The organism is Cupriavidus sp. FW305-F7, assembly GCF_058782875.1.
Window position 1 is genome coordinate 88,570 of the sequence record NZ_JBYSYC010000006.1, and the last position, 11,581, is coordinate 100,150.

Below are 11,581 nucleotides of genomic sequence, written 5' to 3' on the forward strand. Positions count from 1 at the left end.
GGCGCGCCGCATTCAACGGCGATGCGCGGTGCCCGCGCTCGCTTCTGAAGTGAGGAGACACACAGAATGATTCGATCCATCCAAGGCACCGTGCTGGCGCTGGCGTCATCGCTGATGCTGGCGGCCGCGCCCGCCGTCCACGCGCAACCGCAATACCCCAGCAAGCCGATCCGGCTGGTGGTGCCGTTCTCGGCCGGCAGCGCCACCGACATCCTGGCGCGCATCATCGGCAGCAAGATGGGCGAGGGCGGCACCTACCAGGTGATCGTCGACAACCGCCCCGGCGCCGGCGGCACCCTGGGCGCCACCGGCGTGGCCAAGGCGGCGCCGGACGGCTACACGCTGATCCTGGTTTCGGTCGGGCACGCCATCAACGCCACGCTGTATCCCAAGCTCTCGTATGACACGGTGAAGGACTTCGCACCGGTCTCGCTGGTGGCGACGGTCCCCAATGTGCTGGTGGTCAATGCCGGCAGCAAGTACAAATCGGTGCGGGACGTTGTCAACGCCGCCAAGGCGACGCCGGGAGCGCTGAATTTCGACTCGGCGGGTTCCGGCAGCTCTACGCACCTGAGCGGCGAGATGTTCAAGATGCAGGCCGGCATCGACATCGTCCATATCCCGTACAAGGGCACGGGCGAAGCGCTGACCGACGTCATGGCTGGCCGGGGCGACATGATGTTCGCGCCCAGCGTATCGGCCATGCCGTTCGTCAAACAGGGCAAGCTGCGGGCGCTGGCGGTCACCACGGCCAGGCGCGCCAGCGCGCTGCCGGATATTCCGACGGTGGCGGAGTCCGGCTTCCCCGGCTACGCGTTCGACTCCTGGTTCGGCGTGCTGGCGCCCGCCGGCACCCCGAAGGAAGTCGTCGATGCGCTCAATGCCGAGATCGGCAAGGCACTGGCCGCGCCGGATGTGCGCGAGCGCCTGGCCGCCCAGGGCGCGGAGCCGAAGCGCTCGTCGCCGCAGGAGTTTGCCGCCTATATCCAGGCGGAGATCGGCAAGCTGGCGCCGGTGGTCAGGCAATCCGGCGTGAAGGCGGGGCAGTAGCGCTAGCCCGAAGGCGAGCGGCGACGGCGCGGGGGTGGCTTAGAATGGCGTATTCCAACTCTCCCCGGGCTGCCGCCCCGCCAACTGCCGTCATGCCCGAGCGCAAGCGCCTCACCCTGAAAGACCTGGCTGCCGAGATCGACGTGCATTACTCGACCGTCTCGCGAGTGATGAACCCGGCCACGCGGCACCTGGTGGCTGAGGAAGTGGCGGCTCGCATCCTGGCGGTTGCCGAGGCCCGCGGCTTCCGCCCCAATCGCATCGCGGCGGGGCTGCGCACCCAGCGTTCCGGACTGGTGGGCGTGGTGCTGCCGGATATTTCCAACCCGGTGTTTCCGCCGATCCTGGCCGGGATTGAATCCGTGCTGGCGCAGCAAGGCTACGTGCCAATTGTGGTCAATGCCGGTACCGACAAAAGCCGGCAGCGTTTTGTCATCGACCAGATGATCGGCCAGCAGGTAGAAGGACTGGTGCTCGCCACCGCGGAACGGGACGATCCGATCCTCGCGTACTGCCTCAAGCAGCATATCCCCGTGGTCACGGTCAACCGCGGCGAAGACACGGGCCGGGTGTCCTGCGTGGTGAGCGACAACCTGCTGGCGATGCGGCAGACGGTCGACCACCTGGTCGGCCTGGGCCACCGCCGCATCGGGCATATTGCCGGGCCAGCCTCGCTGTCGACCGGCTTCCTGCGTCGCGAGGGCTTCCTTCAGGCGGTAAAGCGCCACCGCCTGCGCCGCGGCGAATGGCAAGTCATGGAAGCCGCCAGCTATTCGCGTGAAGCCGGCCGGCTCGCTTGCGAGCAACTCTTCGCGGCATTCCCGCAGATGACCGCCATCGCCGCCGGCAATGACCTGGTGGCGATGGGCTGCTACGACTTCCTGCGCGAGCGCGGCATGCGTTGCCCCGAGGACGTCTCGGTGGTGGGCCACAACGACATGCCTTTCGCCGACGCCCTGACGCCGCCGCTGACCACCGTGCGCATTGCCGTCCACGAAATGGGCGAGGAGGCTGCCCGCCTCCTGCTCAGGAAGATCGACAAGCCAGCCTCCGATGCCGTCACCGTGCAACTGACGCCGCAACTGATCGTGCGGGGTTCCACGGCAGCACCACGCGAAGAGGCATAGCCGAGGCCAAAGCCGGCAGTCAGGCGCGGGCGCCGTCCTGGTAGGGATCGAAGCTGCGCGCCGGATCAGCGGACGGACCCGTGCGGTCCCACCCGGCCAGGATGCGTTCACCCTTATCGTACGGATCGACATTGCGCGCGCCCTCGGTGTACGGGTCGCGTGCGTCCTGCACGGCGCGGGCGCCGTCGGTGAATGCGTTGCGTGCGTCCTGCACGGAACGTGCGCCTTCGCTGAACGGATCGCGTGCGCCGGGACCGGCGGCCTGGGCGCCGGCGGCGGCAGCTGCCAGGGCGAGGGCGAGAACAATGCGCTTGGTGAGATCGGTAATCATGGTCGGTTTCCTTGAGGTCTGGGTTGAACTGCGCGGCCGGGGGATCGTCTTGTTGACGCATGCCGTCGGTCCACGAGATGCATTAAAGGAAACCGGTGTATCTGCGCTATAGCGTGGAGACCCTGTTTCTGTCAGGGCACGTATCGTCCCCTGTGCCTGATACATAGCGGTACAAAAGGACCATGGGAGGCGCCTGCTGGCGTAGATGGCAGGGAGGCGGCGCGCGGCGGCCGGAGCGCTTCCGGATACCGCGCGCCCGGCGGAAGGTGGTGTAAAGGCCGCGCGCGTCCGCGAGCCGTCAGTTACCGGGCAACGCCGTACCGGGTAGCGGGCTGGTCACGCGAAAGATTTGGGCCGAGCGCGGCGCGTGCTGCCTCGAACGTGTTCCAGTCGGCCACGTCGGGCAACGACGGCACGGTAATCACCTCGCCCTGGTCCAGCCCTGCCAGGGCCGCGTCGACCAGGTCGTCGCCGCTCATGACTATCGCTTGCGGCAGGTTCTCGACCGGCTGGCCGGCGGTGTCCCAGAACTCGGTGCGGGTGGCCCCCGGCAGGACCGCCTGGATGCGCACGCCCTTGCCCGCAAGCTCATGTTGCAGCGACTGGGTAAAGGCCAGCACAAACGCCTTGGTGCCGCCGTAGACACCGTTCAGGATCTCGGGCGCGACCGCCACGACCGAGGCGATATTGATGATCGTGCCCTCGCCGCGCGCGACGAAGGCCGGGGCGGCGGCGTAGGTGAGCCGGGTCAGGGCCGTGACGTTGAGCTCGATCATTGCCTGCATGGTGTCGACATCCGATTCCAGCAGCGGTGCAGCGCCGCCGAAGCCGGCGTTGTTGACCAGCGTGGTGATGCTTGCATCCGTGCGCAGGATCTCTTCGATGCGTCGTACGTCGGCTGCCTGGCCAAGGTCCGCGGTCACGATCTCGACCGAGCGGCCGGTATCGTCGGTAATGCGGCGGGCCAGTGCTTCCAGCCGCGCGCGGTTGCGCGCCACCAGGATCAGGTCGTGGCCCCTGCGCGCCAGGCGCTCCGCATAGATGGCGCCGATGCCGGAAGAAGCACCGGTGATGAGGGCGGTGCCGGGATGGTTGTGCGTGGTCATGTCAAAGCTCCGGATTCAGTGAGGGAGGGAGATTCGTGGCGGTCGGCCCGGATCGGCCGGCTGCGTGAAACCAAGATTAGGAGCACAATGGCCATGACACCAATGTCATAGATGCCACCTTTTCTGCCGTGCGCACAGAATGCCTTTCACTGCCATGAGGAGTTAGACATGCATCACGTGGCCCTTGCCCTCTATCCCGGCTTCCAGGTGCTGAACCTTGCGGTCTCGACAGTGCTGGAGTTCGCCAACCGCTCGCTCGGAGAGCCGCTGTACCAGGTCCACCTGCTGTCCGAGCATGGCGGACCGGTGTTGAGTTCCGGTGGCTTTTTCGTCAGCACCGAGCCGTTCGGCAGGCGCCGCTTCGATACCGTGCTGGTGGTGGGAGACAACGACGTGCTGCCCACGGCGCCCGCGCTGGTGAAGTTCCTGCAACGTGCGGCGCGGACTTCGCGGCGCATCGGCGCCACCTGCACCGGTGCCTTCAACCTGGCGGAGGCCGGGGTGCTGGATGGCCGCCGCGCCACCACGCACTGGTATTACGCCGAGCAGTTGCGGCGGCGCTTCCCGAACGTCGGCGTGGAAGAGGACCGCATCTTCATCATCGATGGCCCGGTCTGGACCTCGGCCGGCATGTCGGCCTGCATCGACCTGGCGCTGGCGCTGGTGGAGAAAGACGCGGGCGCCGCGGTTGCGCGCGATGTGGCGAAGTCGCTGGTCGTGTATCACCGACGCGCCGGCGGGCAGTCACAGTTCTCGGCACTGCTGGACCTGGAACCGCGCTCGGACCGCATTCGTGCCGCGCTGGATTTCGCGCGGCAGAACCTGCAACAGGAACTTTCGGTGGACCAACTGGCGGATGCGGCGCACCTGAGCCCGCGGCAGTTCGCGCGCGCATTCCGTGACGAGACCGGGCAGACCCCCGCCAAGGCCGTGGAGCACCTGCGCGTGGAGGCGGCCAGGCTGATGATGGAAAGCGGCCGCCATGCCATCGATGTGGTCGCGCGGGATACCGGCTTCGGTGACCGCGAGCGCATGCGGCGTGCGTTCCTGCGGGCGTTCGGCCAACCGCCGCAGGCAATCCGGCGCATGGCGCGCGGCGACGAATTGCAGACTGCGTAGGGGCGGCCGTGCCGACAGGGGCATGGAAGGCAGCCGGGCATCCGACTTGTTACCCCAGGTACCAATTCCTGTTCCGCGCCATGCCTTTATCCCAGGCCGGCGCGCACATAGAGTTGGTCGCGTGACCCTCACCTGATTGGAGCCAGCATGTCTGTGCAAGAACGTCTCGCAGCGCGCGGCCTGGTGCTGCCGCAGCCCCCGCAGCCCCTCGGCAGCTATACCGCGGTCAGCCAGGCCGGCGACCTGCTGTTCATTTCCGGGCAGTTGCCTTTGCAGGATGGCAAGGTGGTCTGGCAAGGCCAGGTCGGCAAGGACCTGGATGTCGGGCAGGGCAAGCGTGCCGCCCAGCTGGCGGCGCTCAACGTGCTGGCGCAGATCCATGCCTATCTGGGTGGCTTCGAGCGCCTGGACCACATCGTCCGCGTCGACGGGCACATTTCCAGCGCGCCCGGCTGGTTCGGGCAGCCGGCGGTGCTCGACGGTGCCTCCGACCTGTTTGGCGAGGTGCTGGTAGAGAAGGCCGGCCACGCGCGAACCATTTCCTCGCACTTCCAGCAGCCGGCGAATGCGGCCGTGATCCTCGTGGTCATTGCCCAGATCCGGCCTGAATAAGCAGCGCGGCTTGTGCCGTTACGCTGAGAATTTCTCGACCAGGAAGTCGACGAACGCCCGTACCCGGCGCGAGACGTGGCGCGCGGACGGGTATAGCAGCACAAAGGGGCGCGTACTGCCGCCGTAGTCCTTCAGCACCTCCACCAGCGTGCCGTCGCGCAGGTCCTGTTCCACCACGAAGCGGTAGGTCTGGAACAGGCCCGCGCCGGCGCGCACCAGCGTGGCCCCGCCCAGGATGTCTTCTGACGCCGCATACGAGCCGGCGGTCACGATATCCGTGTCCTCGCCGTTGACCTGGAACGTCCATGGGATCCGCCGGCCGCTGCTAGGGCGCTCGAACTGGATGCACTCATGCCTGAGCAGGTCTTCCAATGACTGCGGCGTGCCGGCACGCCCCAGATAGCCAGGCGTTGCCACCACCACCAGCTCAGCGTCTTCCAGCTTGCGCGCGATCAGGTTCGAGTCATCCGGCGCACGCCCGCGCACCGACAGGTCATAGGTGTCATCGGCGAAATCCACATTGCGGTTGCTGATGTGCACGTCGATCTCGACTTCGGGGTAGCGCTCGCGGAATGCCGGCAGCACTGGCAGCACGCGATAGTGCGCGTAAGGGGTCGGCAGGCTGATCCGCAAGCGCCCCGCAGGGGCTGCCTGCTGGCCGCTGATCTGCCGCTCCGCATCCACCAGCTGCGCCAGTGCGCCGCGGCTCTGCTCGAAATACACCCGGCCTTCGTCGGTCAGGCGGATCTGGCGCGTGGTCCGCACGAAGAGCCGCACCCCCAGGCGCTCCTCCAGCCTTTGCACAGTGCGGCTGACTGCGGGCGGTGTCACGCCCGCGGCCACTGCCGCCGCGGTGAAGCTGCCCAGCTCCGCGGCCAGGCAGAACAGCTCGATGCTGCCAAGCTGAAGGTCGTCGAATTGCCGTTTCATGTCTCGCACCGGATCAAGCGATGTATCCATCATATGTGCGCCATTGGCAGAAGTCGATGTCCGGGCTGTGGCTGGCGCCGAAGTGACCGCGAGGCTGCGTTTGCCATGGGCGCCGGAGGATTCGTCCCGCTCTATTTGTGCTTGTGGCGCAAGACTGTTTGTGCCGCCGAGGTCTTCGAATGCGAAAGGGAATTGCCTAGATTGGAACCCATCGGAGCCGCCGGCCCGATCGGCAAGCAAGCCGATTCAATCTACATCGAGGTTCAAGAAAATGAGCGCAGCACAGAAAGTCGTTGTCATCACGGGCGCATCGCAAGGCATTGGCGCTGAACTGGTCAAGGCGTTCCGGGAACGTGGCCATCGCGTTGTCGCCACCGCGCGCACCATCAAGCAGTCGGACGACCAGGACATCCTGGCAGTCGCCGGCGATATCGCCGATCCGTCCACGGCGCGCCGCGTCATCGCCGAGGCCGTGGCAAGGTTCGGGCGCATCGATACCCTGGTCAACAACGCCGGCATCTTCATCGCCAAGCCGTTCACCAGCTATACCGACGAGGACTACGCGGCCGCCACCGGCATCAACCTGACGGGCTTCTTCCATATCACGCAGCTGGCCATCGCCGAAATGGAGAAGCAGCGCAGCGGCCACGTGGTCAGCATCACGACCAGCCTGGTCGACCATGCGATCAGCGGGGTGCCGTCGGTGCTGGCCTCGCTGACCAAGGGTGGCCTGAACGCCGCGACCAAGTCGCTGGCCATCGAGTACGCCAAGACCGGCATCCGCGCGAATGCTGTCTCGCCCGGCATCATCAAGTCGCCGATGCATCCGCCCGAAACCCATGCGGGGCTGGGCGCGCTGCACCCGGTGGGTCATATGGGCGAGATGCGCGATATCGTCGATGCTGTCCTGTATCTCGACAGCGCACCGTTCGTCACGGGCGAGATCCTGCATGTAGACGGCGGCCAGAGCGCAGGGCATTGAGCGGACACCCCCGCGGCGCGCGCCGGCGCACCGCGGGTGGTTCCCGACGGCGCGACGGGGGAATACCCGTCGCGCCGTATTGCGTTAATCTTTCGGTGCCCGGCGCCGCGCCTGGCGGTTTTCAATCAATCTGCCAAGGTGACGCCGATGGACGCACACACCGACCACATCCTGATCGTGGATGACGACCGCGAGATCCGTGAACTGGTCTCAACCTACCTCACCAAGAACGGCTTGCGCGTTACCGTGGTGCCTGACGGGCGGCACATGCGGTCGTTCCTGGACGTCAACAGCGTCGACTTGATCGTGCTGGATGTAATGATGCCGGGCGACGATGGCCTGGTGCTGTGCCGTGAACTGCGGGCAGGCAAGCACAAGGCCACCCCGGTGCTGATGCTGACCGCGCGCAGCGACGAGACCGACCGCATCGTCGGCCTGGAAATGGGCGCCGACGACTACCTTGCCAAGCCTTTCGCCGCACGCGAGCTGCTGGCCCGCATCAAGGCGGTGCTGAGGCGGACCCGGATGCTTCCGCCCAACCTGCAGATCACCGAGGCCGGGCAGCTGCTTGCATTTGGCGACTGGCAGCTCGACACCACCGCGCGCCACCTGATTGACCAGGATGGCGTCATCGTCGCGCTGAGCGGCGCGGAATACCGGCTGCTGCGCGTCTTTGTCGACCATCCGCAGCGCGTGCTTAACCGCGACCAGCTGCTCAGCCTGACGCAGGGCCGCGAAGCGGAAATGTTCGAACGCTCGATCGACCTGCTGGTCAGCCGCTTGCGCCAGCACCTCAGGGACGATGCGCGCGAGCCCCGCTACATCAAGACCGTGCGCAGCGAGGGCTATGTCTTCTCGACGCCCGTGGAGATCCGGGAGGCACGCCAGTGAATCTCCGTGCCTTGCCCTGGCCCCGTACGATGGGCTCGCGGCTGTTCCTGATCCTGCTGGCCGGGCTTATCGTCGCCCACGGCTTGTCGTTTGGCGTCCTGTTTGCCGAGCGCTACATCACCGCGCGCAAGATCATGCTCGGCACCCTGGAGACTGACGTCTCCACCTCGATCGCCATCCTGGACCGCTTGCCCGCGGCGGAGCGCCCGCAGTGGCTGCGCCACGTGAATCGCGGCGCCTACCAATACATCCTGGGGCCGGGCCTGCCAGGCGTGCCGGAGATGACCGCGCAGGCCACGGAAGTTGCCGACCGGATCATGGAAGCGAGCGGCGGCCGCTTCGCGGTCAGGGTCGAGTCCATCCCCGGCCAGGGCAAGCGCATGCAGGCCCACCTGACCCTCAGCGATGGCAGCCCGCTGACCATCGACGTGCATCCTAAGCCGACGCCGGTGGCGCAATGGCTGCCTTATGTGCTGGGGATCCAGTTGCTGCTGCTGGTCCTGTGCTGCTGGCTTGCCGTGCGCCTGGCGATCCGCCCCCTGGTGGCGCTGGCCAATGCCGCCGACGCGCTCGACCCGAATGCCAGGACCCAGCCGCTGGGCGAGACCGGGCCCACCGAGCTGGTGCGTGCCGCGCGCGCATTCAATGCCATGCGCGAGCGTATTGCCCGCTTTGTCGAAGAGCGCGTGCAGATCCTGGCCGCGATCTCCCACGACCTGCAGACGCCGATCACGCGGATGAAGCTGCGCGCCGAAATGACGGAAGACTCTGAAGACAAGCGCAAGCTGGTGCAAGACCTCACCGAGATCGAGACGCTGGTGAAGGAGGGGCTGGCCTACGCGCGCGCCATGCATGGCGATGGCGAGACGCGGTCGCGGATCGACATCGGCTCGTTCGTCGAGAGCCTGGTCTACGACTACCAGGACACCGGCAAGGCCGTCACCATCCTGCAGCGTGCCGGCGGTACCCTCGACACGCGCCCGCACGCCTTGCGCCGCATCCTGACCAACCTGACCGACAACGCGCTCAAGTTCGGCGGGGCGGCGGAGCTGAGCGTGCACCGCGAGGACGGCGGCGCGGTGACCATCAGCGTGCTCGACCGCGGGCCCGGCATCCCGGCTGAGCAGCTCGAGTCCGTGCTGCAGCCGTTTGTCCGGCTTGAGGCATCGCGCAACCGGGAGACCGGCGGCACCGGCCTGGGCCTGGCGATTGCGCACCAGCTTGCGCTGGCCATCGGCGGCTCACTGACGCTGCGCAATCGCGAGGGCGGTGGCCTGGAGGCGCGGCTCAGGGTGGGTTGAGCCGCCGCCCGCTACGTTACCAGCCGCCCCCCAGCGCACGGAACGTTGCCACCGCCGCGCGGGCATTGTCGGCGCCCACACGTGCCTGCTGGTCGCGCGCCGCCAGCAGCAGGCGGTCTTCCTCCAGCACTTCGAACAGGCTGACCGCGCCGCCCTTGTAGGCGTCCTCGGCGGCGCCGCGCGAGCGCGCGTGCGCAGCCACTTCCACGGTCAGCTCCTTGCCCTGCAACTCCAGCTGGGTCAGCGTAATGATCGCGTTCTCCACGTCCTCGGTGGCGCGCAGCATGGCCTTGCGGTAGGTGGCCAGGGCCTCGGCGTTGGCGCCCTTGGCCTGCGCCACTTCGGCGTCGACCCGGCCGAAGTCGAACAGGCGCCAGCGCAGTCCCGCGATCGCGGCGGGCTGGAAGGCGGACCCGGTGAACAGCTTGCCGGCGGAGAGGCTCTCGAAGCCGAGCAGCGCTGACAGCGACAGCTTCGGGTAGTACTCGGCAGTGGCCACGCCGATGCGGGCACTGGATGCCGCCAGCCGGCGCTCCGCGGCAATCACGTCCGGGCGGCGTTGCAGCAGGTTGGCCGGACCTTGCGCCACGGCGATCTGCGGCACGGCGGTGCGCTCGGTTGGCGTCAGGAGTTCGGCGGCATAGGTGCCCGGATGCGCGCCCATCAAGACATCGAGCCGGTTCAGCTGTGTCTCCAGCTCGATCTGCAGCGGCGGGATGGTCACGCGGGTCTGTGCCAGCTGTGCTTCCGCCTGGGCCCGTTCCCGCTCGGCGCCAATGCCGTCGGCCAGCCGCAGCTGCACCAGTTCAAGCAGCTTGGCATTGGTCCGCACCTGCTGTTGCGCGATGGCGATGCGCTGCTGCGCGCCGCGCACACGGAAGTAGGCATCGGCCGCTTCGGCGGCCACCAGCACGCGCACGCCCATGTGCTCGGCTTCCGCGGCCTGGGCCTCCGCGCTGGCGGCCTCGGCGCCGCGCCGCAGGCCGCCGGCCACGTCGATCTCCCAGCTTGCCCCCACACCAGCGCTGTACACCGTCTTGTTGCGGTCAAAACCCGGCGCGTTCTTGCCGAGGCTGCCCAAAGGCCCCTCCAGCGACTGGCGCTGCGTGGCCACGCTGCCGGACAACGAGGCCTGCGGCAGCAGTTCAGCGCCGGCGTGGCTGGCCGCGGCGCGCGCCTGGTCGACCCGCGCAATCGCCGCCGCCAGGTCCAGGTTCTGCTCCAGCGCGCGCTGGATGACGCGCGTCAGCGCGGGATCGTCAAAGCCCAGCCACCAGCTGTCCAGTGACGGCGCGGGCTGCGGGGCCTCGCGGGCGTCCAGCGCCGCTGCGTGCGGGTAGGCCGCAGGCATATCCGAGGCCGGCATGTGGTAATCGGGGCCGGCAGCGCAGGCCACCAGGGCGGCCGCGGCGCTGGCCGCAAGCAGGGTGGGCAGGAGGCGGGCGATACCGGCGCGGGTGCGCCGGAGCGGGGGACGGAATGGACTTTGGGGCATGACGGACACCTTTCAACAGCGACGAATAAAGCACAAGCCAAAAACTAACTTGCATGATGATAGTTGCTACTCTAGACTAACTTTCAAATTGATAGCAACCACATTTTCCGAGGAAGCCAGTCATGCACAGAAAGCCGCTTGCTGATACGCCTTGCCCCATCGCTCGCACGGTAGCCCGCGTTGCCGACAGCTGGAGCGTCCTGATCCTGCGCGAAGCGTTCTACGGCGTGACGCGCTTTGATGAGTTCCAGCAGAACCTGGGCATCGCCCCCAACATGCTGACCCGCCGCCTGCACTCGCTGGTGGAGGACGGCATGCTGGAGCGCCGCCCGTACTGCGACCGCCCGCCGCGTTCCGAGTACATCCTGACCGAGCGCGGCCATGACTTCCGCCCGGTCCTGCTGGCCATGCTGGCCTGGGCCAACAAGCATCTCGCGCCCGAGGGCCAAAGCGTGCAGCTGGCCAACCGACTCACTGGCGAGCGTGTCGAGCCGGTACTGGTCGATGCCGCCAGCGGTCGCCCCGTCACCGACCCCGATTTCCACATCGCCCCCGGGCCGGCGGCTACCGACGGCCTGCGGCGCCGGCTGGACCGCTCGGCCGAAGCCTGACCCGAACTCTCCCGTACCCTACCGAA

The 11,581-nt window shown here is 67.4% G+C and carries 12 protein-coding genes; 8 read left to right on the forward strand and 4 right to left on the reverse strand.

What is annotated here, in order from left to right:
• Positions 1–66 precede the first annotated feature (66 nt).
• Both AC3WL8_RS07715 and AC3WL8_RS07720 read left to right on the forward strand, forming a co-directional pair.
• Positions 67–1,050, forward strand: a complete 984-nt coding sequence (locus AC3WL8_RS07715) for a tripartite tricarboxylate transporter substrate binding protein (protein ID WP_153953417.1) — start codon at positions 67–69, stop codon at positions 1,048–1,050.
• Positions 1,051–1,142: 92 nt separating this feature from the next.
• A complete protein-coding gene (locus tag AC3WL8_RS07720) occupies positions 1,143–2,177 on the forward strand; it encodes a LacI family DNA-binding transcriptional regulator (RefSeq protein WP_249221302.1) in 1,035 nt (344 codons plus the stop codon).
• Positions 2,178–2,196: 19 nt separating this feature from the next.
• Here the strand turns inward: AC3WL8_RS07720 and AC3WL8_RS07725 are convergent, their stop codons facing one another.
• A complete protein-coding gene (locus AC3WL8_RS07725; protein WP_211981785.1) occupies positions 2,197–2,508 on the reverse strand; it encodes a hydroxyquinol 1,2-dioxygenase in 312 nt (103 codons plus the stop codon).
• Positions 2,509–2,810: 302 nt separating this feature from the next.
• Positions 2,811–3,614 carry an SDR family NAD(P)-dependent oxidoreductase gene (locus tag AC3WL8_RS07730; protein ID WP_492378095.1) on the reverse strand — a complete coding sequence of 268 codons (804 nt, stop codon included), beginning with the start codon at positions 3,612–3,614 and terminating at the stop codon, positions 2,811–2,813.
• A 168-nt stretch (positions 3,615–3,782) separates the two neighbouring features.
• Between AC3WL8_RS07730 and AC3WL8_RS07735 the strand changes: the two genes are divergently transcribed.
• Both AC3WL8_RS07735 and AC3WL8_RS07740 read left to right on the forward strand, forming a co-directional pair.
• Positions 3,783–4,733 (forward strand): GlxA family transcriptional regulator, encoded by a 951-nt coding sequence (locus AC3WL8_RS07735; protein ID WP_114130546.1) that lies wholly within the window; start codon positions 3,783–3,785, stop codon positions 4,731–4,733.
• A 147-nt stretch (positions 4,734–4,880) separates the two neighbouring features.
• Positions 4,881–5,345 (forward strand): RidA family protein, encoded by a 465-nt coding sequence (locus AC3WL8_RS07740; protein ID WP_211981779.1) that lies wholly within the window; start codon positions 4,881–4,883, stop codon positions 5,343–5,345.
• Between the two features lie 18 nt (positions 5,346–5,363).
• Here the strand turns inward: AC3WL8_RS07740 and AC3WL8_RS07745 are convergent, their stop codons facing one another.
• The gene (locus AC3WL8_RS07745; protein WP_211981777.1) at positions 5,364–6,275 is read right to left on the reverse strand and encodes a LysR family transcriptional regulator; all 912 of its coding nucleotides are present in this window, start codon (positions 6,273–6,275) and stop codon (positions 5,364–5,366) included.
• 271 nt (positions 6,276–6,546) lie between these two features.
• On the opposite strand from AC3WL8_RS07745, the gene AC3WL8_RS07750 reads away from it, so the two are divergent.
• The 3 genes from AC3WL8_RS07750 to AC3WL8_RS07760 all read left to right on the forward strand — a co-directional run bounded on the left by AC3WL8_RS07750 (position 6,547) and on the right by AC3WL8_RS07760 (position 9,449).
• On the forward strand, positions 6,547–7,257 hold the full coding sequence (locus AC3WL8_RS07750; protein WP_211981776.1) for an SDR family NAD(P)-dependent oxidoreductase: 711 nt from the start codon (positions 6,547–6,549) through the stop codon (positions 7,255–7,257).
• 147 nt (positions 7,258–7,404) lie between these two features.
• Positions 7,405–8,148 carry a response regulator gene (locus tag AC3WL8_RS07755; protein ID WP_013953371.1) on the forward strand — a complete coding sequence of 248 codons (744 nt, stop codon included), beginning with the start codon at positions 7,405–7,407 and terminating at the stop codon, positions 8,146–8,148.
• Positions 8,145–9,449, forward strand: a complete 1,305-nt coding sequence (locus tag AC3WL8_RS07760) for a sensor histidine kinase (RefSeq protein ID WP_114130551.1) — start codon at positions 8,145–8,147, stop codon at positions 9,447–9,449. The genes AC3WL8_RS07755 and AC3WL8_RS07760 overlap by 4 nt, the downstream gene beginning before the upstream one ends.
• A gap of 16 nt (positions 9,450–9,465) precedes the next feature.
• Here AC3WL8_RS07760 and AC3WL8_RS07765 read toward each other — a convergent pair whose 3' ends face one another.
• On the reverse strand, positions 9,466–10,944 hold the full coding sequence (locus AC3WL8_RS07765; protein ID WP_492378096.1) for an efflux transporter outer membrane subunit: 1,479 nt from the start codon (positions 10,942–10,944) through the stop codon (positions 9,466–9,468).
• A gap of 122 nt (positions 10,945–11,066) precedes the next feature.
• Between AC3WL8_RS07765 and AC3WL8_RS07770 the strand changes: the two genes are divergently transcribed.
• The gene (locus AC3WL8_RS07770; RefSeq protein WP_211981774.1) at positions 11,067–11,555 is read left to right on the forward strand and encodes a winged helix-turn-helix transcriptional regulator; all 489 of its coding nucleotides are present in this window, start codon (positions 11,067–11,069) and stop codon (positions 11,553–11,555) included.
• Positions 11,556–11,581 lie beyond the last annotated feature (26 nt).